Origin of the sequence: Ancylobacter novellus DSM 506, from assembly GCF_000092925.1 — a bacterium.
In the GTDB taxonomy this organism is placed as follows: Bacteria; Pseudomonadota; Alphaproteobacteria; order Rhizobiales; family Xanthobacteraceae; genus Ancylobacter; species Ancylobacter novellus.
The window spans coordinates 347,417-364,620 of record NC_014217.1; the positions used below are offsets into that span (position 1 = coordinate 347,417).

At 68.7% G+C, this 17,204-nt stretch carries 17 protein-coding genes and 1 tRNA gene; 11 read left to right on the forward strand and 7 right to left on the reverse strand.

The features are described 5' to 3' along the window. Positions 1-20 precede the first annotated feature (20 nt). The 6 genes from SNOV_RS01775 to SNOV_RS01800 all read left to right on the forward strand — a co-directional run bounded on the left by SNOV_RS01775 (position 21) and on the right by SNOV_RS01800 (position 5,304). A complete protein-coding gene (locus SNOV_RS01775; protein ID WP_013165188.1) occupies positions 21-707 on the forward strand; it encodes an LptA/OstA family protein in 687 nt (228 codons plus the stop codon). Between the two features lie 164 nt (positions 708-871). After that, complete coding sequence (gene lptB, locus SNOV_RS01780; protein ID WP_013165189.1) at positions 872-1,855, forward strand: LPS export ABC transporter ATP-binding protein; 984 nt, start codon at positions 872-874, stop codon at positions 1,853-1,855. Positions 1,856-1,927: 72 nt separating this feature from the next. Next, positions 1,928-3,526 (forward strand): RNA polymerase factor sigma-54, encoded by a 1,599-nt coding sequence (rpoN, locus tag SNOV_RS01785; protein WP_013165190.1) that lies wholly within the window; start codon positions 1,928-1,930, stop codon positions 3,524-3,526. 173 nt (positions 3,527-3,699) lie between these two features. After that, positions 3,700-4,293, forward strand: a complete 594-nt coding sequence (gene hpf / locus SNOV_RS01790; protein ID WP_013165191.1) for a ribosome hibernation-promoting factor, HPF/YfiA family — start codon at positions 3,700-3,702, stop codon at positions 4,291-4,293. Positions 4,294-4,399: 106 nt separating this feature from the next. Next, the gene (ptsN, locus tag SNOV_RS01795) at positions 4,400-4,864 is read left to right on the forward strand and encodes a PTS IIA-like nitrogen regulatory protein PtsN (protein ID WP_013165192.1); all 465 of its coding nucleotides are present in this window, start codon (positions 4,400-4,402) and stop codon (positions 4,862-4,864) included. Positions 4,865-4,980: 116 nt separating this feature from the next. Further along, complete coding sequence (locus SNOV_RS01800) at positions 4,981-5,304, forward strand: helix-turn-helix domain-containing protein (RefSeq protein ID WP_013165193.1); 324 nt, start codon at positions 4,981-4,983, stop codon at positions 5,302-5,304. Between the two features lie 231 nt (positions 5,305-5,535). Here SNOV_RS01800 and SNOV_RS01805 read toward each other — a convergent pair whose 3' ends face one another. The 5 genes from SNOV_RS01805 to rpmH form a co-directional block, all read right to left on the reverse strand. Beyond that, positions 5,536-6,609, reverse strand: a complete 1,074-nt coding sequence (locus SNOV_RS01805) for an NAD(P)-dependent alcohol dehydrogenase (RefSeq protein ID WP_013165194.1) — start codon at positions 6,607-6,609, stop codon at positions 5,536-5,538. Positions 6,610-6,700: 91 nt separating this feature from the next. Beyond that, positions 6,701-7,402, reverse strand: a complete 702-nt coding sequence (yihA, locus tag SNOV_RS01810) for a ribosome biogenesis GTP-binding protein YihA/YsxC (RefSeq protein ID WP_013165195.1) — start codon at positions 7,400-7,402, stop codon at positions 6,701-6,703. Positions 7,403-7,406: 4 nt separating this feature from the next. Then, positions 7,407-9,236, reverse strand: a complete 1,830-nt coding sequence (gene yidC, locus SNOV_RS01815) for a membrane protein insertase YidC (protein WP_013165196.1) — start codon at positions 9,234-9,236, stop codon at positions 7,407-7,409. Further along, a complete protein-coding gene (rnpA, locus tag SNOV_RS01820) occupies positions 9,233-9,634 on the reverse strand; it encodes a ribonuclease P protein component (RefSeq protein ID WP_013165197.1) in 402 nt (133 codons plus the stop codon). The genes yidC and rnpA overlap by 4 nt, the downstream gene beginning before the upstream one ends. A 65-nt stretch (positions 9,635-9,699) precedes the next feature. Further along, positions 9,700-9,834: a 50S ribosomal protein L34 gene (rpmH, locus tag SNOV_RS01825; protein WP_013165198.1), complete on the reverse strand. Its 135-nt coding sequence runs from the start codon at positions 9,832-9,834 to the stop codon at positions 9,700-9,702. Between the two features lie 450 nt (positions 9,835-10,284). On the opposite strand from rpmH, the gene SNOV_RS01830 reads away from it, so the two are divergent. The 3 genes from SNOV_RS01830 (at position 10,285) to SNOV_RS01840 (ending at position 13,441) form a co-directional block, all read left to right on the forward strand. Continuing rightward, positions 10,285-11,853 carry a sensor histidine kinase gene (locus SNOV_RS01830; protein ID WP_013165199.1) on the forward strand — a complete coding sequence of 523 codons (1,569 nt, stop codon included), beginning with the start codon at positions 10,285-10,287 and terminating at the stop codon, positions 11,851-11,853. Continuing rightward, positions 11,846-13,117: a glycoside hydrolase family 2 TIM barrel-domain containing protein gene (locus SNOV_RS01835; protein WP_144295926.1), complete on the forward strand. Its 1,272-nt coding sequence runs from the start codon at positions 11,846-11,848 to the stop codon at positions 13,115-13,117. Before SNOV_RS01830 ends, SNOV_RS01835 begins: the two co-directional genes overlap by 8 nt. Positions 13,118-13,364: 247 nt before the next feature. Further along, a tRNA-Arg gene (locus SNOV_RS01840) sits at positions 13,365-13,441 on the forward strand. Positions 13,442-13,856: 415 nt separating this feature from the next. On the opposite strand, the gene SNOV_RS01845 is transcribed toward SNOV_RS01840, so the two are convergent. Together SNOV_RS01845 and SNOV_RS01850 are read right to left on the reverse strand one after the other, a co-directional pair. Further along, on the reverse strand, positions 13,857-14,615 hold the full coding sequence (locus tag SNOV_RS01845; RefSeq protein ID WP_013165201.1) for an SDR family NAD(P)-dependent oxidoreductase: 759 nt from the start codon (positions 14,613-14,615) through the stop codon (positions 13,857-13,859). A gap of 46 nt (positions 14,616-14,661) precedes the next feature. Next, a complete protein-coding gene (locus SNOV_RS01850; RefSeq protein ID WP_013165202.1) occupies positions 14,662-15,492 on the reverse strand; it encodes an HTD2 family dehydratase in 831 nt (276 codons plus the stop codon). Positions 15,493-15,589: 97 nt separating this feature from the next. Between SNOV_RS01850 and SNOV_RS01855 the strand changes: the two genes are divergently transcribed. Then, positions 15,590-15,811 (forward strand): acyl-CoA carboxylase biotin carboxyl carrier protein subunit, encoded by a 222-nt coding sequence (locus tag SNOV_RS01855; RefSeq protein ID WP_013165203.1) that lies wholly within the window; start codon positions 15,590-15,592, stop codon positions 15,809-15,811. A gap of 3 nt (positions 15,812-15,814) precedes the next feature. Next, complete coding sequence (locus SNOV_RS01860; protein WP_013165204.1) at positions 15,815-17,176, forward strand: acetyl-CoA carboxylase biotin carboxylase subunit; 1,362 nt, start codon at positions 15,815-15,817, stop codon at positions 17,174-17,176. The last annotated feature ends 28 nt before the right edge of the window (positions 17,177-17,204 follow it).

A 17,204-nucleotide genomic window follows, 5' to 3' on the forward strand; every position in this document is an offset into this window, starting at 1 on the left:
GCACGGCTAGACATTCATCCATGATCACGCTGCTTCGCTTCGCCGGCGCCGCCGGCCTCGCTCTTCTCGTGACCGGCGCCGCGTGCCTCGGCCCGTTGGCGCGGCCCGCCCTCGCGCAGGCGCGGAACGTGCCGAACGCGCTGCAGGGCTTCGCCGCCAACCGCGACGAGCCCATCCGCATCAATGCCAACAGCCTGGAAGTGCGCGACCAGCAGAAGCAGGCCGTGTTCACCGGCAATGTCGTGGTGATCCAGGGCGACACCACGCTGCGCTGCAAGGAGCTGGTGGTCTATTACGACGGCAAGGAGAGCGGCGGCAAAGCCGGCGCGCCGGCCAGCAGCGAGGCGCTCGCCTCCGGCAGCCCGATCAACTCCTCCGCCATTCGCCGGCTGGAGATCAACGGTTCCGTGGTGGTCACCACCAAGGAGCAGACCGCCACCGGCGACTACGGCACCTTCGAGACCGCCTCCAACACCATCACGCTGAACGGCAGCCCGGTGGTGCTGACCTCCGGGCCGAACGTGATCCGCGGCAAGAAGCTGACCGTCGATCTCGCCAGCGGCATGTCGCGCTTCGACGGCGGGCGCATCGAGAGCCTGATCGTGCCCAACAGCATGAAGGACGGCGCGCTGCCGGGCGGTCCGGGCGCCAAGCCGGGCGCGGGCGCGAAGCCGGCCGCCAAACCCGGTGCCAAGCCAACTCAGTGAGCTCGCTCAGCCCTGATTGGGGCGGATTGTTGGATTACCAACGGCTTTCGCGCAGCTTTGCTGCGACATTGCGCGCTTTCGGCCCGCTTCTTGCATCTCCATTTGCCAGCTGAGCCCTGAGCGTTTATCACCTTGGCAGTGGTGACAACACCACGGAGGTGCGCGTGGGTTTTTTCTCGGCAATCGTCGGACGCGGCAAATCGGCGCCACGCGGCGGCCGGGACAATGGGACAGCGCGCGGCTTCGGCAGCGGCGGCCGGACGGGCCGCACCGAGGCGCGGCGGGACCCCGACTTCACCTCCAACCTCGCGCCGGAGATCACGCCCGGTCTCGAAGCCGACATGGAGGCGCTGTTCGCCGCCGCGCCGGTGAAGGCGTCACCGAAATCCTTCGCCACCCCCCTTCGGCCGGAGCCGGTCGACGACCGCGGCGTGCTGCGCGCCACCGGCCTCGCCAAGAGCTATGGCGGCCGCAAGGTCGTGCGCGACGCCAGCATCAATGTGCGGCGCGGCGAGGCGGTCGGCCTGCTCGGCCCCAATGGCGCCGGCAAGACCACCATCTTCTACATGATCACCGGCCTCGTTAAGGCCGATGCCGGCCGCATCGAGCTCGACGGCCACGACGTCACCCACCTGCCCATGTACCGCCGCGCCCGCCTCGGCGTCGGCTACCTGCCGCAGGAAGCCTCGATCTTCCGCGGCCTCTCGGTCGAGAACAACATCCGCGCCGTGCTGGAGGTGGTGGAGCCGAGCCGCAAGGAGCGCGAGCGCCAGCTCGACGCGCTGCTCGAGGAATTCCGCGTCACCCATGTGCGCAAGTCGCCCTCCATCGCGCTGTCCGGCGGCGAGCGCCGCCGCGTCGAGATCGCCCGCGCGCTCGCCTCGCGCCCGACCTTCATGCTGCTCGACGAGCCCTTCGCCGGCATCGACCCGATTGCCGTCGGCGACATCCAGACGCTGGTGCGCCACCTCACCCAGCGCGGCATCGGCGTGCTGATCACCGACCACAATGTGCGCGAGACGCTCGGCCTCATCGACCGCGCCTACATCATCCATTCCGGCGCCGTGCTGATGGAGGGCTCGCCGGACGAGATCGTGGCGAGCGAGGAAGTGCGCAGGCTCTATCTCGGCGAGGAGTTCCGTCTGTAGCATGGACCGCGAGCCGCCCCAGACCCGGCGCATCGCCGCCCCGCTCGTTGCCGCCCCTGGAGAGTGCGCGCTATGTCGCTGAGCCCGCGCCTCGAATTCCGCCAGACCCAGTCTCTGGTGATGACGCCGCAGCTCATGCAGGCGATCAAGCTGCTGCAGCTCTCCAATCTCGATCTCGTCGCCTATGTCGAGGCGGAGCTGGAGCGCAACCCGCTGCTGGAGCGTCAGGTCGAGCCGGAGGGCGAGCGCCCGGCGGAGATGGAGGGGGAGGGCGGCGACCAGCTGGAGCGGGTGAGCGACGCCGATCTCGATCCCCGCGCCAGCCACGCCTCCGAGGCCGCGGATGGCGAGCGCGACGAGCGTGTCTCCGACTGGCTGGAGGAGCGGCTCGAAACCAGCCGCAGCGCCATCGAGGACCGGCTCGACACCACGCTGGAGAATGTCTACCCCGACGACGCCGTCCGCGAGCCCACGGGCCTCGCACCGGGCGGCGAGGCGCCGGCCTATTCGGAATGGGCGGGCGTCGGCACCGGCGGGCGCGACGATGACGGCTACAATCTCGAAGCCTTCGTCTCCGCCGAGACGACGCTCGCCGACCACCTCGAAGGCCAGTTGGCGCTCGCCGTGAGCAATCCGGTGGAGCGGCTGATCGGCCAGAACCTGATCGATCTGATCGACGAGGCCGGCTACCTCTCCGCCGACCTTGCCGGCGTCGCCGAGCGGCTCGGTGCGCCGCTGGCGCAGGTGGAGAAGGTTCTCGCCGTGGTGCAGGGCTTCGACCCGCCGGGCATCGGCGCGCGCTCGCTCTCCGAGTGCCTCGCCATCCAGCTCAAGGAACGCAACCGCTACGACCCGTGCATGGCGGCGCTGCTGAGCCATCTGGAACTGCTGGCGCGGCGCGAATTCACCACGCTGAAGCGGGTCTGCGGCGTCGACGACGAGGACCTGGCGGAGATGGTCGGTGAGATCCGCCGGCTCAATCCCAAGCCCGGCCTCGCCTTCGGCTCCGGCGTCATCCAGCCGATCGTGCCGGACGTGTTCGTGCGCGGCGGGCCGGACAACTGGCTGGTCGAGCTCAACGCCGACACGCTGCCGCGCGTGCTGGTCAACCAGGCCTATTATTCGCGGGTGCAGAAGACCACGCGCAACGACCGCGAAAAGGCCTTCCTGTCGGACTGCATGCAGACCGCTACCTGGCTGACCCGCTCGCTCGACCAGCGCGCCCGCACCATCCTCAAGGTGGCGACCGAGATCGTGCGCCAGCAGGACGCCTTCCTCACCCTGGGCGTGCAGCACCTGCGCCCCTTGAACCTGCGCATGGTGGCCGACGCCATCGGCATGCACGAATCCACCGTCTCGCGCGTGACCTCGAACAAATACATGGCGACGCCGCGCGGAATCTTCGAGATGAAGTATTTCTTCTCGTCTTCCATTTCCGCATCCGACGGCGGCGAAGCACATTCGGCCGAATCGGTGCGCTTCCGCATCAAGCAGATGATCGACGCGGAGAGCCCGGACGACGTGCTCTCCGACGACACGCTGGTGCAACGCCTGCGCGAAGCCGGCATCGACATCGCCCGCCGCACGGTGGCGAAATATCGCGAGGCGATGCGCATCCCCTCCTCGGTGCAGCGCCGGCGCGAGAAGCAGGCCGCGCTCTCGGCCGGCTGACTGCCGCATCGGCAGGCCGCCGATGCGGACCTATCCACAGCCTCGTTGACACGTTCCCTCGCGGCTCCTACCTCTTAAGGGCACCGGCCGGGCATGTAGGGGGTTCGGGCAGGGTGCGACGGCAGACTTACCCGATTGCCGCCGCCAATGCCCCAGCAGAGGGACTAGTCGCGATGCCGCTGCGGGTTTCAGGAAAAAATATCGATGTGGGCGAGGCGCTGAGGCAGCGTGTGGCTGACCGCGTCGCTGGCGCCATGGGCAAATATTTCGATGGCGGCTGGTCCGGCCACGTCACGGTCGCCCGCGAAGGCTCCGGCTACCGCTCGGACTGTGCGCTGCATCTCGACAGCGGCACGATCCTGCAGGCGCATGCCGACGCGCAGGATCCCTATTCCAGCGCCGATGCCGCGGTGGAGCGGATCGAGACGCGGCTGCGCCGCTACAAGAGCCGCATCAAGCGCCGGGCCGCCAACGGCGAAGGCGAGGGGCTGGCCGAGACGGTGCCGCTCACCGTGTTCTCGACCCCCGACCACGAGGACGCCGAACTCCTGGAAGGGTGGAACCCGACCGTGGTGTGCGAGGCGACCGCCAACCTGCCGCGGCTCTCGGTCAGCGACGCGGTGCTGGAACTCGATTTCACCGGCGCCGCGGTGCTGGTCTTCCGCCATGCCGGGCACGGGCGCATCAACGTCGTGTACCGGCGCGGCGACGGTCATGTCGGCTGGGTCGATCCGCCGGTCAGTGCTGTGACGGAAGAAGTCCATTGAGCCCGCTTGACGACGGCAGGCGCGCGGCCGCGACCGCGGTGCGCGCGCTTTGCCACGCCACGCTGGAGAGCGTCACGCCGCGGATCTTCAAGTCTCGGATTCTCTCATGGCTCTGAACGATATTTTGGCGCTGTCCGCGATCTTCCCGAGCCTGCGGGTCGGCAGCAAGAAGCAGGCGCTGCAGGAACTCTCGGCCCACGCCGCGCAGATCCTGAAACGGGACGAGCGGGAAATCTTCGAGACGCTGAACCAGCGCGAGCGCCTCGGCTCCACCGGGGTGGGCAGCGGGATCGCCATCCCCCACGGCAAGCTTGCCAAGATGGACAAGCTGTTCGGCATGTTCGCCCGGCTGGAGAAGCCCATCGACTTCGAGGCGCTGGACGGCGAGCCGGTCGACCTGATCTTCCTCCTGCTTGCGCCGGAGGCGGCCGGCGCCGACCATCTCAAGGCGCTGGCGCGGGTGGCGCGGCTGCTGCGCGACCCCGAGGTCGCCAAGAAGCTGCGCAACTCCCGCGACGCCGCCGCGATCTTCACCATACTGACCGGCACGCCGGCCACCGACGCGGCGTGAGCCGGGCGGGCCGGCGGAATTTTTGCGGTATTTCGGCGGCGGCGCCCCCGTACCGGCTGCATTCCGCGCAGGGCTGCCCTACTTGAGTGGGTAGAGCCTTAGTGAGGAGAGCGCCCATGCCTGCGACGCCGGTTCCCGCCAATCTTGCCCTCGCCCCCGAGCAGTGCCGGGCGGCGCGCGCCATGCTCGACTGGAGCGTCGAAGAGCTGGCCGCGCGGGCGCATGTGACGGTGGACTGGCTCGCCGCCTTCGAGCAGGGCCGCGAGCCGGGCGACGGGTTCGACCACGAGGCCGAGCGCCTGCGCCGCGTGCTGGAGGAGGCCGGCATCGAACTGCTCGACGCCGGCGAGGCGAGCTCGGGCGGCGGCCCGGGCCTGCGCATCAAGCAGAAGGCCGGCTACATCCCCGCCGAGCGGCTCAGCTCGGCGAACGATGTGTGATTCATCCTCGTCATCCCGGACGGCCAAAGGCCGATCCGGGATCGTTTCCCAATAAACGGCATGCGATCCCGGCTCGAAGCTTCGCTTCGGCCGGGATGACGACGTGGCCCAAGAAGGCCCTCATCCCCGGGCTTGACCCGGGGACCCAGGGGCCGCCATCGTGACGTTTGCAGGAAGTCTGGGTGCCCGGGTCAAGCCCGGGCATGAGGGGTGTTCTGTTCCAGAGCCACCCTACGGCGTGATCGCCACCTTCAGCACGCCGTCGCGCTGGTGCGAGAACAGGTCGTAGGCGGCCTCGATGTCGTCCAGCTTGTAGCGGTGCGTCACCAGCGGCTTGAGGTCGACCCGGCCGGAGGCGATGACGTCGATCAGCCGGCGCATGCGCTCCTTGCCGCCAGGACAGAGCGTGGTGACGATCTTGTTGTCGCCGAGCCCCGCCGAGAAGGCGCCGAGCGGGATCTTCAGGTCGCTGGAATAGACGCCGAGCGAGGACAGCGTGCCGCCCGGCCGCAGCACGCGCAGCGCGGTCTCGAAGGTGTTCTGGGTGCCCAGCGCCTCGATGGCGACGTCGACGCCGCGGCCGTCGGTGAGTGCCATGATCTGCTCGTAGACGTCGCCCTGCTTGAAGTCGACCACGTCGGAGCAGCCGAGCTGCTTCGCGATGGCAAGGCGCTCGGGCACCGTGTCGACGCCGATGATGCGGGTGGCACCCTTCAGCTTGGCGCCGGCCACCGCGCACAGGCCGATCGGGCCGAGCGCGAACACCGCGACATGGTCGCCGATCTTCACCTCGCCGCTCTCGGCGCCGGAGAAGCCGGTGGACATGATGTCGGGGCACATCAGCACCTCTTCGTCGGTGAGCGCGTCCGGCACCGGCGCGAGATTGGCGATGGCGTCGCGCACCAGCACATATTCGGCCTGCGTGCCGTCGATGGTGTTGCCGAACTTCCAGCCGCCCATGGCCTTGAAGCCGTGCTTGGTGCCCGCGCCGTCCTGCGAGCCGCAGCCGCAGAGACACGCGTAGGAATGGCCGCTCGGAGTGATGGCGCCGGCGATGACGCGCTGGCCCTCGGTGTAGCCCGTCACCTGCGAGCCGAGCTTCTCGATCACGCCGACCGGCTCATGGCCGATGGTCAGGCCCTTGGCGACCGGGTACTCGCCCTTGAGGATGTGGACGTCGGTGCCGCAGATCGTGGTGGTGGTGATCCTGATCAGCGCGTCGAGCGGGCCGACGTCGGGAATCGGCTTCTCGTCGAGCACGATGCGGCCGGGCTCGACGAAGATGGCGGCTTTCATCTTGGGCATTGGGGGGCTCCTCGGTTGACCTCGGAACCCTGCCATCATCCGCCCACGCCGCCATGACGTCCATCAAACGCCGGCTGGCCTTTCGCTGTCGTCAGCCCGCCGCGATGCCGCGCTCGGCCATCAGCCGCACCACGGCGGCGCGCAGCTCGGGGATGCCCCAGCCCTCGCGGCTGGAGGTCGGGAAGACGATCGGGAACGCCGCGGGCCGGCGCAGCAGCGCCGCCTGCGTCGCTTCCACCCGCTGGGCGAGCTCGCCCTTCTTCAGCTGGTCGGCCTTGGTCAGCACGATCGCATAGGACACCGCGGCCTTGTCCAGGCCGTCCAGCACCTCGGTGTCGATGGGCTTCAGCCCATGGCGGGAATCGATCAGCACGAAGACGCGCGCGAGGTTGGCGCGCCCGCGCAGATAGGCGTGGATGGTGGCGGTCCAGGCGTCGACCTTGTCCTTCGGCGCCTTGGCGAAGCCGTAGCCGGGCATGTCGACGAGGGTCAGCTCCGGCCCGAGGCCGAAGAAGATCAGCTCCTGCGTGCGCCCCGGCGTCACCGAGGTGCGGGCGAGCGCCTTGCGGCCCGTCAGCGCGTTGACGAGGCTCGACTTGCCGACATTGGAGCGCCCGGCGAGCGCGATCTCGATGCCGCGCATGGGCGGCATGGTGGGAATCGTCGGGGCGGCGGAAAGGAAGTTCCACTCGCCGGCGAACAACCGGCGCCCCGCCTCGATCTCCTCGGGCGAGAAGGCGGCGGCCGCGCCGCCCGCCTCCGGCTTGTCGTCGTCCTGCGCGGTCGTGTCCACCGCGTCAGCCGGCCTTCGGCTTCTTCTTGCGGCCGAAGAGCTCCTTCACATTGTCCCACAGTTCGATCTTCACGCCGTTGCGGCGCATGATGATCGACTGCTGGATCACCGAGAGCGTGTTGTTCCACGCCCAGTAGATGACGAGGCCCGAGGCGAAGGAGCCGAGCATGAAGGTGAAGATCAGCGGCATCCAGTCGAAGATCGCCTTCTGCGTCGGGTCCGGCGGGGCCGGGTTGAGCTTCATCTGGGCCCACATGGTGATGCCCATGATGATCGGCCACACGCCGAGCAGCAGGAAGTGGCCGATGACCGGCACCTGGCCGGGATCCCACGGGATCAGGCCGAACAGGTTGAAGATCGTCGTCGGATCGGGCGCGGAGAGGTCCTTGATCCAGCCGAAGAACGGCGCGTGCCGCATCTCGATGGTGACGAACAGCACCTTGTAGAGCGCGAAGAAGACGGGGATCTGGATCACGATGGGAAGACAGCCCGCGACCGGGTTGATCTTCTCCTTCTTGTAGATCTCCATCATCTCCTGCTGGAGCTTCACGCGGTCGTCGCCGTAGCGCTCGCGCAGGGCCGTGATCTCCGGCTGCACCGCCTTCATCTTCGCCATCGAGGCGTAGCTCTTATTGGCGAGCGGGAAGAAGACGATCTTCAGCATCACCGTGACGATCAGGATGGCGACGCCGAAATTGCCGACACCCTTGTAGATCCAGTCGATCACCAGGAAGAGCGGCTTGGTGATGAAATAGAACCAGCCCCAGTCGATCAGCAGGTCGAAGCGGTCGATGTTGTAGGTGCTTTGATACCCGTCGACCACGCGCACTTCCTTGGCGCCGGCGAACAGGCGACCCTCGGTCGAGGCCTTGGCGCCCGGCGCCACGCTCACCGCGTCGCCGAGGAAGTCGGTCTGGTAGGAGAAGTCGTTACCCGCCTGCGCGGCGGAGAAGCGCGCCTGCACCTTCTCCTGGATGCCGGGGATGACGGTCGCCGCCCAGTACTTGTCGGTGATGCCGAGCCAGCCGCCGACGGACGGGAAGGTTTCGGTCTTCCTCTCGGCGATGTCCTTGTACTTGATCTCGTGCAGGCCCGCTTCCGAGGTCACCCCGATCAGGCCCTCGTGCAGGATGTAGTAGCCGAGCACATGCGGCGTGCCGTGGCGCGACACCAGCCCATAGGGGTGCAGCGCCACCGGTGCGGCGGTCGTGTTCTCCACCTCGTCCACGACATGGAACATGTAGTTGGCGTCGATGGAGAGGGTGCGGCGGAAGATGAGGCCGGCGCCGTTGTCCCAGCTCAGCACCAGCGGCGCCTCATGGGTGAGCTTGGCGCCCTCGGGGGCGGTCCACAGCGTTTCGGCGTTCGGCACCTGCACGGAGGCGCCGGCGCCCGGCACCCAGCCGAATTCGGCATAGAACGGGTTCGGCCCGCCCGAGGGCGAGAGCAGCACGATGATCGGGCTGTTGGGGTCGACGGTCTCGCGGTAGTCCTTCAGCGACAGGTCGTCGATGCGCCCGCCCTTGAGCGCCACCGAGCCGATGACGCGCGGCGTGTCGATGACGGCGCGGGGCGAGCGGGCGAGGGCCTCGGCGCGGGTCAGCGCCTTGGGCGCCGTGCCGGCCGGTGCCGGCGCGCTCGTGCCGGGGGCGGGTGCCGCGGTGCCGGCCTCGCCGGAGGGCTGGGCGGCTTGCTGCTGTGCCGCCTGCTGCTGCGCCGCGTGCTGCTGGCGCTGCTGCTCCATCTGCGGGATGCCGGAGAAGTACTGCCAGGCGATCAGTACCGCCATCGACAGCACGATGGCGATGATCATATTGCGGTTTTCGGTCGTCATGGCAGCGTGTCTCCGTCGGCGCGCGCCGGAAGCTGCGCGGCGCTGTCGCGCGGCGCGGGCTTCGGCGGACGCCGGCCTGAATGAAGCCGGGCGATGCCCCGCTCAATGTCCTTTACGAGATCGGCGAAGGGCGTGCCCAGTGCGGCGCGGCGGGCGACGATCACATAGTCGAAACCGTCTTTGCCCGCGCGCGGCAGGGCGTCGCGCACGGCGGCGCGCAGGCGTCGGCGGATGCGGTTCCGCTCGACGGCATTGCCGTGCTTCTTGGTAACGGTGAGCCCGATGCGGGGCGCAGTGTCGTCGGCGCGGTCGCGGCCCTGCAAAAGCAATGGGCCTGAATTGGCGCGCAGCCCGGAGGCTGCGGCCAGAAAATCCTTGCGCTTGACGATCCGGTGCATGGCGGGGCGCCGATCCTCAGGCAGCAGGGCGGCGCGCCCCAGCCATATGGGGCCGAAGGGCGGTCTCAGGCCGACAGGCGCTTGCGACCATGAGCCCGGCGGGCGTTGATGATCTTGCGGCCGTTGCGGGTCGCCATGCGCGCACGGAAGCCGTGCCGGCGGGCGCGCACGAGCTTGCTCGGTTGATAAGTGCGCTTCACGGGTCTATCTCCGCTCGTTTCGTCATCGCTGCCCGGACCGGATGCTCCCCGACCTCCGGAAGGCCACGAAACCAGTCGCGGCGGCAAGCGGACATGCGGGGGGCAACCCGACCGCGAAGGGCAGCCGTGGTTGGAGCCGGCTTATAGGGGGGGCGTCGCCGCAAGTCAACTTGAGAGAGACGAGTTGTCGAGGGCTTTGGGGACCGGGGCGTGGAACGTGATAAGGGAATGCGGGCATGAGGGCCGCATGAGCTGTTCGCCGCGTCTGCCTCTGGCACTCGCGGCGGACCGACATACATGAAAGTTGGGGCAGGCTGGGACGACCCGCGCGGACAATGCGCGCATATTGCTCACGCAGCGTCGTTTCCATGCCGTATTCGTTGGTTCGGATAGGGAATTAGCTTCGGGTCCCATCCTCGTGAGGACGGGCCCCGGTGTAGACGGGGTGCGATGAAGAAGCGTTCGGGAGCCGGGAGTCAGGCCATCGCCTTGCCCGCCGCCGCGGCGGGGTTCGGCGAACTGCGCCTGCATGCCGGTACTCCGCAGGTGACGGCCGAGACGGCCGCCGCCACCTCGCCGAAGCCGCCGCGCCATCTCGGCCTCTCCGGCAAGCTGCTCGCCTTCACCCTCGCCTTCGTGCTGCTGGCCGAGGTGCTGATCCTCGTGCCGGCGGTCGCCGCCTTCCGCCTCAACTGGCTGTCCGACCGGCTCGCCGGCGCCCGCACCGCCGCCCTCGTGCTCGACGCGGCGCCGGACGGCATGATCTCGCCGCAGCTGACCCAGGAATTGCTGCGCAGCGTCGGCGCCATCACCGTCGCCCTGAAGCGCGACGACACGCGCCGCCTGCTCGCCTCGACCGACATGCCGCCGGAGGTCGACCACCATGCCGACGTGCGCGACGTCGGCCCCTGGCAGGCGGTGTCGGAAGCTTTCGACACGCTGCTCGCCCGCGACGGACGCGTGATCCGCGCCGTCGGCACGCCGCCGCGCGGCGACGGCTTCGTCGAGATCGTCATCGACGAGACGCCGCTGCGCAAGGCGATGCTGCGCTTCACCGGCAACCTGCTGCTGGTCTCGCTGGTGATCGCCGCGCTGACCGGCGCGCTGGTCTATCTCGGCCTCGCCTGGATGTTCGTGCGGCCGATGCGCCGGCTCACCCAGCGCATGGTGGCCTTCCGCGCCGACCCCTCGCATCCGGTGCCCGAGGTCGAGACGGATGGCCGCATGGATGAGATCGGCCAGGCCGAGCGCGAGCTCACCGCCATGCAGCAGCAGATCGCCGAGACGTTGCAGCAGAAGAGCCATCTCGCCGCCCTCGGCCTCGCCGTCTCCAAGATCAACCACGATCTGCGCAACCTGCTCGCCTCGGTGCAGCTGATCTCCGACCGCCTCGCCGACATACGTGACCCGGCGGTACAGCGATTCGCGCCCAAGCTGGAGGTCGCGCTCGACCGCGCCATCGCCTATTGCGAGCACACGCTGGCCTATGGAAAGGCGCAGGAGCCGGCGCCGGAGCGGCGCATGGTGCCGCTCGCGCCGCTGGTCGCCGAGGTGCGCGACACGCTCGGCCTCGGCCCCGACGAGGCGCAGGGGATAGGCTTCGTCGAATCGGTCGACCGCGAGCTGGAGGTCGATGCCGACCCGGACCAGCTGTTCCGCGTGTTGCTGAACCTCTGCCGCAACGCGGTCGAGGCGCTTTCCGCCCGGTCGCCGAACGAACCCTCGCGCGACCAGATCCGCATCACCGGCCGGCGCGAGGGCGCCATCGTCATCATCGAGGTGGCCGATACCGGCCCCGGCGTGCCCGAGCGCGCCCGCGCGCACCTGTTCGAGGCCTTCCAGGGCTCGGCGCGGCGCGGCGGCACCGGGCTCGGCCTCGCCATCGCCGCCGAGCTGATGCACGCGCATGGCGGCGACATCCAGCTCGTGCCCGGCACCATCGGCGCCACCTTCCAGCTGCGCGTGCCCGACCGGCCCGTCGACCTCGAGGCGCACCGTGCCCTGCGCCAGCATGGCTGAGCGCAAGGGGGAGGGCAGGGGGAGAGGGCGCTGGTTCTGGGCCGGCCTCATCCTCCTTGCCACCATTCACGCCGCGGTGGCGGCGGATGTCACCGTTTCTGGCCGGCAGATATTGAACGACGGCAAGCGTTTCGACGTGCGCGGCGCCACCGGTGACGGCCCGCTGCCCATGCTCGCCACCCTCGGCGCCACCACCGTGCGTACCTATGGCGAGGATCCCGGCCCGATCCTCGATGCGGCGGAGAAGGCCGGGCTGAAGGTGATCGTCGGCCTGTGGGTCGGCCAGCCGCGGCAGGGCGCCGATTATGGCGACCGCGCCTTCGTCGAGCGGCAGCTCGCCGAACTGCAGGCCATGGTGGAGAAATACAGGAACCACCCGGCGCTGCTGATGTGGGGCATCGGCAACGAGGTCGAGGTCGAACTCGCCGACGACTCCCCCGCATGGCCGGCGATAGAGCAGGTGGCGGCGATGGTGCGCCGCGTCGATCCGGCCCATCCGACGATGGGCGTGCTGGCGGAGACCGGCAGCGACAAGGTGAAGAAGCTGATCGCTCAGGCGCCCAGTATCCAGGTGCTCGGGCTCAACTCTTATGGCGACGCGCTCTATTCCGCCGCCTCCCGCGCCCGCGCGCAGGGCTGGGAAGGACCCATCGTCGTCACCGAGCTGGGCGCGCTCGGCCAATGGCAGGCCGCGCAGGCCCCGTGGGGCGCGCCCTTCGAGCCGAGCTCGACGCAGAAGGCGATCCAGCTGCGCCGCTACCTCAAGGCGCTGGAGGGCGAGGAGGTCGGGACCATCGCCTTCCTCTGGGGCTCGAAGCAGGAGGTGACGCCGACCTGGCACAGCCTGCTGCTGCCGGATGGCGTGTGGCTGGAGGCCTCCGAAGCCATGGCCGAAGCCTGGGGCGGGCAGGCGCCGGCGGAGAATCACGCGCCCCGCATCGGTTATCTGCGGGTGGCCGACGACCCCAGCGCGCCCTTCGCCGTGTGGCCGGCGGGCGACGAGGGCTCCTTCACCCTCGACGCGGTGGATCCGGATGGCGACATGCTGGAGGCGCGTTGGTCGGTGATGGCGGAGAGCGCCGCGCGCAGCGTCGGCGGCGATCCGGAGGCCGCGCCCCACGCCTTCCCCGAGGCGGTGCGCCAGAGCGGGCCGACCGGCGCGCGCATCTCCGGCTTGCCGGCGGGCCGCTACCGCGTCTTCGTCGAGGTGCATGACGGCCGCGGCGCGGCGGCGACGGCGAATATGCCGTTCGAGGTGCGGTAGGCCTGCTCGCTGGGCTCGCCGCGCACCAGCCCGCTGTGGGGCCGCGATTTCCGCGCCCTGTGCCGTGCCTGGAGAATATCCGGCGAGCCGGCCTAGGCTGTGGAAAGCCCCGTGCCTCGTCACGACGACGTCGCGATGCATGGCAGGGACGTCTTGCATTGCGCGCGGAAACGGGGTAGCTGACGGGCCCTCGCGACAGGCATCCCTGCCGCGATGAAGGCCTCCTCCGCTCCGCGGATCAGGCCGGGCGCCCGTAGCTCAGCTGGATAGAGCACCAGACTACGAATCTGGGGGTCAGAGGTTCGAATCCTTTCGGGCGCGCCATTTATTTCCTGATTAATCAGACAGCTATTCGGCCGTGAAAAGCGCGGCCGCTCGCGCTTCTGGCGCGGGGCAACCTGTGCCCCCCGTCAGGCCGCGTTATGCGATGTCAGGAACGGCGTGGGATCGTGGGCGCCTCTTAGACAGAGCGGATGCCCGGTGTGTCCGCCGGCCGTCACAGACGGGCGGGCGGTTCGGCACGCCCTCTTCGGATCAATTCGGCCACGGCACGGCCTCGCGCCGTGAAAGAGCCAAGCGCGCCCAGCCGCAGACGATGCGCCCGCTCTCGCGAGCGATGGCGCTCTGGCCGCGTCGTTCTCCGGCCAATGGCCTCAGCCGGCCGCTAATACAGTAGCTTGGGATTGATGGACCGCAGGGCGAAGATGTCGCCCAGCATCAGGCCTCCATCCGAGCGGCGTCATCCCATGTACCACCCGCCGTTGAGATGGATGGTCTGGCCGGTGATGAAGCGGCCGGAAGGGCCGGCAAGGAAGCAGACGAGGCTGGCGAGTTCGGCGGGCTGTCCCGGACGGCCGAGCGGCACCGGGCGCTGCCGGAAATGCTCGGGCATGTGCCCCTTGCGCTCGGTCTCCATCTGGGCCGGCGAGATGCAGTTCACCGTGATCTGTTCGGACGCGAACTCGGCGGCAAGCGCCCGCGTGAGGCCGACGATCCCGGCCTTCGCCGCCGAGACGTGGGCGCGATGGCGAACGCCCACATGCGCGGCGACGCCGCCGATATGGATGATGCTGGCGGCGGCGCTGCGCCTCAGCAGCGGCAGGGCCGCCTGGTCGCACAGGAAAGCACTGTCGAGGATGCTGCCGACGATGCGGCGCCATTCGGCAAAGCTGATCTCGTCGAAGGGGCCGTCCGCACGTTCGGCGGCGTTGTGAACCAGGAGATCGAGCCCGCCGAAGCGCGCTTCGACCTCCGCGAACATGATCCGCACGGCTTCCGGGTCGGTCAGATCGGCAAAGTGCGCGAAAGCCCCGTCCGCGCCGCCGAACGCTTGCTGGCACTGCGCGACGGTCTCGTTCGCCGCGTCCACCGAGGAGCGCGCATGCACCACCACCCTCGCGCCGGCTCGTGCCAGAGCCACGGCGATGGCACGCCCGACGTTGCGGGCCGCTCCGGTCACCAGCGCCGTATGGCCGGCAAGTTCCCGATTCTCCGTCATTCGTTCCCCCCTCTTCAGTCCAGTCATCAGCCGTCTCGGTGCAGCATCAAGGGCGAACCTTCGCCTCGACGATGACGGCGCCATCCTGGTCGCGCGCCCACAGGCGATACCCATCCCCGTCGCCCGCGCCTTCGAGATGGATGGTCGTGCCGGCAAAGACCGGCCGCATCGCGCGGAATGAGAAGCCGCCGACCGCAAATTTCGGCCGCTCCTTGCGGAAGGCCTCGATCAGCAAGGTCGCCGTCAACTGCCCATGCACGACCAGTCCCGGATAGCCCTCGACCTGCCTTGCATAGGGTTCGTCATAGTGGATGCGGTGGGCGTTGAACGTCACCGCCGAGTAACGGAACAGCAGCCGGGAATCCGGCGTCACCTCTTGCGACCAGAGGGCGCCGTCGGGCGCCGGCTGCGGCGGGGAAGGCGGCTCGCCGGGCGAGGGCGCGTCGCGATAGACCAGCGTCTGTGTCTCGGAGAGCATCAGCATGCCGCTCCTGAGATAGGAGTGCTCCACGGTGACGAAGGCGAGCGTGCCGGTCCGGCCGCTCTTGGACGACACATTGGCGATCCGCGAGCGCTTCTCGACCTCGTCGCCGACGCATATCGGGCGGTGATAGGTCATGTCGCTCGCCGCCCACATGCGGCGCGGCAGTTCGATGGGGGGCAGAAAGCCTCCGCGCTCGGGATGCCCGTCCGCACCGAGGCGTGACTGCGGAGCGAGCGGCTGGAAATAGAGCCACTGCCCGGTCGGCGGCAGGGCCGTCCCGGCTTGAACCGCTTCATTCTGATCCAGTGCCGCGCGCAGGCCGGCGAGCGGCCAGCCATCAAGCCGGGCGGCCGACGTTTCCATGCGGCCGATCCACGCGTCGAGCCCCGTCATCGCATTCCTCCCATTTATCGTAGTTGTCATTGCAACTACTAATGCGGCACCCTAGAATGAACGTCAATGCCCGCAGGCGGGCCTCACGGAGGAAACGATGGCAAAGGTCGACATCAAAACAGAAATCACGGGCAACGTCTGGAAGATCGAGAAAGCGGTCGGCGAGCAGGTCGGCGAGGAGGATGTGATCCTCATCCTCGAGTCGATGAAGATGGAGATCCCCGTCTCGGCGCCGGAGGACGGTGTGATCATCGAAATCCTCGTTGCCGAAGGTGACACCGTGACCGAGGGCACCGTCGTTGCCCGCATCGAGGCCTGAACGATGAAGAAAATCCTCGTTGCCAACCGGGGTGAGATCGCCTGCCGCGTCTTCCGTTCGAGCCGCGCCCTCGGTCTCTCGAACGTCGCCGTCTATTCCGACGCTGATGCGGAGAGTGCCCATGTCGAGGCCGCGGACCAGTCCGTCGGCGTGGGGCCTGCGCCGGCGCGCGAGAGCTATCTGCGCGTGGAGAAGGTGCTGGACGCCGCTCGCGAGACCGGCGCCGATGCGATCCACCCCGGCTACGGCTTCCTGTCCGAGAATGCGGAATTCGCGCAGAGCGTCATCGACGCGGGGCTGATTTGGATCGGCCCCTCGCCGGAGACCATCCGCCAGATGGGCGACAAGCAGCGCGCCCGGCAGATCGCCGAGGCCGCCGGCGTGCCCGTGGTTCCGGGAAGCATCCGCTTCGAGCCCGGCATGCTGGAAGGGCTGGAGCCAGCCGCCGAGGCTGTCGGCTATCCGCTGCTGGTCAAGGCGGCGGGCGGCGGCGGCGGCATCGGCATGCGGCGCGTCGATGGCCCGGACAAGCTGACCGACATCGTCGTGGCGACCCAGTCGATGGCGCAGAAATCCTTCGGCAATGGAGCGGTCTTCCTCGAACGCTTCGTGCCCAAGGCGCGCCATGTGGAAATCCAGGTGTTCGGCTTCGGCGACGGCCGCGCCATCCATCTGTTCGAGCGCGACTGCTCGTTGCAGCGCCGCTTCCAGAAGGTGATCGAGGAAGCCCGCGCGCCGGGCCTGCCGCCTCATGTCACCGACGCCATGGCCGCCGCCGCGGTGAGGCTGTGCGAGGCGACCCGCTACAGCGGCGCCGGCACCGTCGAGTTCATCGTCGACGCGGGGACCTTCGAGTTCTTCTTCCTCGAGATGAACACGCGCATCCAGGTCGAGCATCCCGTCACGGAGATGATCACCGGCCGCGATCTCGTCGCCATGCAGATCGAGCTCGCGCGCGGTTCGCTCGCCTTCATCCCGCAGGCCGAGATCAAGACGCATGGCCATGCCATCGAGTGCCGGCTCTATGCGGAGGATCCGAACAAGATGTTCATGCCGGCGCCGGGCCCTCTCGCCACCTTCCGGCCGCCGACGGGCATGGCGCATCTGCGGATCGACAGCGGCTACCGCGAGGGCGACGTCGTGACGCCGTTCTACGACCCGATGGTGGCCAAGGTCGTCGCCTGGGGCGAGGACCGGGAGGAGGCACGCCGGCGCGCGGTCGAGGCGCTGCGGGCGTTTTCCATTGACGGCATTCGCAGTAATCGCCATTTCCTGCTGGCGTGTCTGGGCGACGAGAACTTTGTCAGCGGTGACGTCCACACTGGCTTCATCGACGCCCATCGCATGCGCCTGCTGGCCGCGTGAAGACATACCGGGCAAAAGTGTCATTGGA

What these genes read in the sequence shown, in the direction of transcription:
- hpf (WP_013165191.1), top strand. Translation starts at nt 3,700, where the DNA reads ATGCCGCTGCGGGTTTCAGGAAAAAATATCGATGTGGGCGAGGCGCTG.
- SNOV_RS01775 (WP_013165188.1), top strand. Translation starts at nt 21, where the DNA reads ATGATCACGCTGCTTCGCTTCGCCGGCGCCGCCGGCCTCGCTCTTCTC.
- SNOV_RS01830 (WP_013165199.1), top strand. Translation starts at nt 10,285, where the DNA reads ATGAAGAAGCGTTCGGGAGCCGGGAGTCAGGCCATCGCCTTGCCCGCC.
- rpoN (WP_013165190.1), top strand. Translation starts at nt 1,928, where the DNA reads ATGTCGCTGAGCCCGCGCCTCGAATTCCGCCAGACCCAGTCTCTGGTG.
- SNOV_RS01800 (WP_013165193.1), top strand. Translation starts at nt 4,981, where the DNA reads ATGCCTGCGACGCCGGTTCCCGCCAATCTTGCCCTCGCCCCCGAGCAG.
- SNOV_RS01855 (WP_013165203.1), top strand. Translation starts at nt 15,590, where the DNA reads ATGGCAAAGGTCGACATCAAAACAGAAATCACGGGCAACGTCTGGAAG.
- yidC (WP_013165196.1), bottom strand. Translation starts at nt 9,236, where the DNA reads ATGACGACCGAAAACCGCAATATGATCATCGCCATCGTGCTGTCGATG.
- rnpA (WP_013165197.1), bottom strand. Translation starts at nt 9,634, where the DNA reads ATGCACCGGATCGTCAAGCGCAAGGATTTTCTGGCCGCAGCCTCCGGG.
- SNOV_RS01845 (WP_013165201.1), bottom strand. Translation starts at nt 14,615, where the DNA reads ATGACGGAGAATCGGGAACTTGCCGGCCATACGGCGCTGGTGACCGGA.
- SNOV_RS01860 (WP_013165204.1), top strand. Translation starts at nt 15,815, where the DNA reads ATGAAGAAAATCCTCGTTGCCAACCGGGGTGAGATCGCCTGCCGCGTC.
- SNOV_RS01805 (WP_013165194.1), bottom strand. Translation starts at nt 6,609, where the DNA reads ATGCCCAAGATGAAAGCCGCCATCTTCGTCGAGCCCGGCCGCATCGTG.
- ptsN (WP_013165192.1), top strand. Translation starts at nt 4,400, where the DNA reads ATGGCTCTGAACGATATTTTGGCGCTGTCCGCGATCTTCCCGAGCCTG.
- SNOV_RS01850 (WP_013165202.1), bottom strand. Translation starts at nt 15,492, where the DNA reads ATGACGGGGCTCGACGCGTGGATCGGCCGCATGGAAACGTCGGCCGCC.
- SNOV_RS01835 (WP_144295926.1), top strand. Translation starts at nt 11,846, where the DNA reads ATGGCTGAGCGCAAGGGGGAGGGCAGGGGGAGAGGGCGCTGGTTCTGG.